The sequence below is a fragment of the Nonomuraea sp. NPDC003201 genome (genome assembly GCF_053590415.1).
The window spans coordinates 1-3632 of record NZ_JBSFTC010000585.1; the positions used below are offsets into that span (position 1 = coordinate 1).

Below are 3632 nucleotides of genomic sequence, written 5' to 3' on the forward strand. Positions count from 1 at the left end.
GCTCCGGTCGCTTCGCTCCCTGCGCTCCTCGGTCCAGGCGACGGCGCTCCCTCGCGAACACATGGGCCCCACCCCACGGCGGCGGCTTGTTCGCTCTGAGCCGTTGCCCTCCCTCACCGGGCAAGGCAACGGCTTCCCCCACGGACTCGGTGGGTCAGAGGTCGCGGCCGACCAGCTCGATCAGGTCGGCGAGGCGGTTGGAGTAGCCCCACTCGTTGTCGTACCAGCCGACGACCTTGACCTGGTTGCCGATGACCTTGGTCAGGCCAGCGTCGAAGATGCACGAGTGCGGGTCGGTGACGATGTCGGAGGAGACGATCTGGTCCTCGGTGTAGCTGAGGATGCCCTTGAGCGGCCCCTCGGCGGCGGCCTTGACCGCGGCGTTGACCTCCTCGACGGTGACCTCGCGGCTGACGTCGACGGTGAGGTCGGTGGCCGAGCCGGTGGGGATCGGCACGCGCATGGCGAAGCCGTCGAGCTTGCCCTTGAGCTCCGGCAGCACCAGGCCGATGGCCTTGGCGGCGCCGGTGGAGGTCGGCACCACGTTGAGCGCGGCGGCGCGGGCGCGGCGCAGGTCGCCGTGCGGGCCGTCCTGGAGGTTCTGGTCCTGCGTGTACGCGTGGATGGTGGTCATCAGACCCTTCTCGATGGTGAAGGTGTCGTGAATGACCTTGGCCATCGGCGCCAGGCAGTTGGTCGTGCAGGAGGCGTTGGAGATGATCGTGTGGCTGGACGGGTCGTAGCTCTTCTCGTTGACGCCCATCACGATCGTGACGTCCTCGTTCTTCGCCGGAGCGGAGATGATGACCTTCTTCGCGCCGTTCTCGGCGTGCGCCTTGGCCTTCGTGGCGTCGGTGAACAGGCCCGTCGACTCCACGACCACGTCCACACCGAGGTCGCCCCAGGGCAGCTTGCCCGGGTCGCGCTCGGCGAAGACCTTGATCGCCTTGCCGTCGACCGCGATCTCGTCGCTCGTGGCCTTCACCTCGTAAGGCAGGCGGCCCAGGATGCTGTCGTACTTCAGCAGGTGGGCGAGCGTCGCGTTGTCGGTCAGGTCGTTGACCGCGACGATCTCGATGTCCTTGCCGCTGGCGGCGACAGCGCGCCAGAAGTTGCGACCGATGCGGCCGAAGCCGTTGACGCCTACGCGGATGCTCACGGGAACCGATCTCCTCGAAACCAGATGGCGGGCTGAAACCTCAACCACGAACCTTATCGGACCTAAATTGGTTTAGACCACTGCAGGTCCCCGCATGTGAATCAGCGTTCCGGAGGCACGTTTTGCGAGGTTCGAGTAAAGTGCCCGACTCATCGATGTAAATTCGTGCATTCTCTGGGGGCTGAGATGTCACACAAGCGGTCCGGCCTGCTGCCCGGACTCATTGTAGGCGTACTATCTGCGCTGGTCAGCGCGGCAGTGCTGGGGGCGGCCGTGCTGTTTCAGACCCGCCTGCCCGCCGCCGTGATCGCCTTCGGCAACGGCCATCCGCTGTCGCTGGCCTCGTCTCTCGTGGTCGCCCTGATCGTCGCCCTGGCGATGGGCGCGGTACGGCCCCGCAGCATCCTCCTGATCCCCGTGGCCGCGCTGTACGCGGGCGGCGCCATGGCCGCGGGTCAGATCGCCGGCTCGTCGATCATGATCGGCTCCACCCTGCACACCCCGCCCGCCGAGCGCGGCCCCGCCGACCTGTCCGACATCACGCTGGACAACTTCTCCGCCGGGCTCCCCTACGCACCCTCGCTCTACCGGGATCCGCTCTCGGTGTCGTGGGCGGCCTGGCTCTACATCGCCGTGGCCGCCCTCGCCGCACTGCTCCTGCTGACCCTGCGCGTGGTACGGGTCCGCCGCGCCCAGAGAGCCCAGGCGGCCGAGGCGGAGTCGGAGTCGGCGGAGCCGGAGTACCGCGCCCCGTTCGAGCCCGCCCAGGCCCCCACCCCGAAGCCGACAACGGACCTGTTCACCCCCCGCAACCCCACCAAGGACTGACCACCCCCACCCCACCAGCGCCGGGCCCCACCCCCGCCCCGCTGACAGGCACACCGGGACCGTCCGCTGGCCCGCCGCCAGGGCACACCCCAGCCACCCCGCAACGCGCCGACGCACGCACCCAGCCGCCCCACAACTCGGCAACCCGCCGACATGCGCACCCCCGGCAACCCGGTAACCCGCCGACGCGTGCATTCCGGCCATCCGGCAACCCGCCGACAGGGCAGTGCACACCGTCAACCCGCCGACGCGCGCCCCCCGTCAACTCGGTAACCCGCCGACCGGCGCTCCCGACCGCCCGTCAGCCCACCCACCGGACGCCGGCTCACCGGGCGCCGACCCACCCAAGTGCCCAGCCAGCGCCCAACCCCGGCCAGCGCCCAACCCCGGCCAGCGCCCAACCCCGGCCAGCGCCCAACCCGGCGCCAACCAGCCAAGTGCTCCAACCAGCCGGTGGACCGCCTACGCACCCCGACCACCCGCCAACCCAGCCACCGGCACCTAACGAGCCAGCACGCCGCCTCTGGGCCCTCCCGCGCCGCGCACAGCCCCCGCGAATCCACGGCTCACGAGCCACCGGCACCCGGACCACCAACGCTGCAGCCACTGGCCGCACACCAGTCACTCCAGCCACCAGCCGTCCACGCAACGCACCAGCCATCGGCACCCCGGCCGAGCCGACCACGGAGCCGGCCCAGAATGCGCGTCGTCACGGCGAGCACCCCGTGAGCCTTCACGACCGGCCATGACAGACGGCCACCCACGTCGGCGCGTGCGGCCCACCGTGCGCAGCCGTAAAGGATGGGCCTGAGGACCGGCGCGCGGCCCACCGTGCGCAGCCGTAAAGGATGGGCCTGAGGACCGGCGCGCGGCCCACCGTGCGCAGCCGTAAAGGATGTGCTTGAGGACCGGCGCGCGGCCGCAAGAGACGGGCTTGAAGCGCACCCCGCAGCAGATGACCGCACCCCCACCAGTCACAGCCGCGGCATCAGGAGATCTAAAAAATCACGGAGCCAGCATGTCGACGGTGAGGTTGGCCTCGGTGTTGGGGATGCCCATGTCGGAGGCGCGCTTGTCCGCCATGGCCAGCAGGCGCCGGATCCGCCCCGCGATGGCGTCCTTGGTCAGCGGCGGGTCGGCGATCTGCCCCAGCTCCTCCAGAGACGCCTGCTTGTGCTCCACCCGCAGCCGCCCCGCCACCACCAGATGATCGGGCGCCTCCTCCCCGAGGATCTCCAGAGCGCGCTGCACCCGCGCCCCCGCCGCCACCGCCGCCCGCGCCGACCGCCGCAGGTTGGCGTCGTCGAAGTTGGCCAGCCGGTTGGCGGTGGCCCGGACCTCGCGGCGCATCCGGCGCTCCTCCCAGGCCAGCACGCTGTCGTGCGCCCCCAGGCGGGTGAGCAGCGCGCTGATGGCGTCGCCGTCGCGCACCACGACGCGGTCGACGCCGCGCACCTCGCGCGCCTTGGCGTGGATCTTGAGCCGCCGCGCCGAGCCCACCAGGGCGAGCGCCGCCTCCGGACCCGGGCAGGTGACCTCGAGCGACATCGAACGCCCCGGCTCGGTGAGGGAGCCGTGCGCGAGGAACGCGCCGCGCCAGGCGGCCTCGTCGACAACCACGGCCGCCCGGTGCGCGGCCTGCCCC

3 protein-coding genes are annotated in these 3632 nt (G+C 71.0%); 1 reads left to right on the forward strand and 2 read right to left on the reverse strand.

Annotated elements, in window-relative coordinates; genetic code table 11:
* Window positions 1-154: 154 nt before the first annotated feature.
* A complete protein-coding gene (gene gap, locus ACWDX9_RS61135) occupies window positions 155-1159 on the reverse strand; it encodes a type I glyceraldehyde-3-phosphate dehydrogenase (RefSeq protein WP_449973085.1) in 1005 nt (334 codons plus the stop codon).
* Window positions 1160-1345: 186 nt separating this feature from the next.
* On the opposite strand from gap, the gene ACWDX9_RS61140 reads away from it, so the two are divergent.
* Window positions 1346-1987, forward strand: a complete 642-nt coding sequence (locus ACWDX9_RS61140; RefSeq protein WP_449973086.1) for a hypothetical protein — start codon at window positions 1346-1348, stop codon at window positions 1985-1987.
* A 1005-nt stretch (window positions 1988-2992) separates the two neighbouring features.
* On the opposite strand, the gene whiA is transcribed toward ACWDX9_RS61140, so the two are convergent.
* On the reverse strand, window positions 2993-3632 hold a 640-nt coding region (gene whiA, locus ACWDX9_RS61145), incomplete at its 5' end, for a DNA-binding protein WhiA (RefSeq protein WP_449973087.1).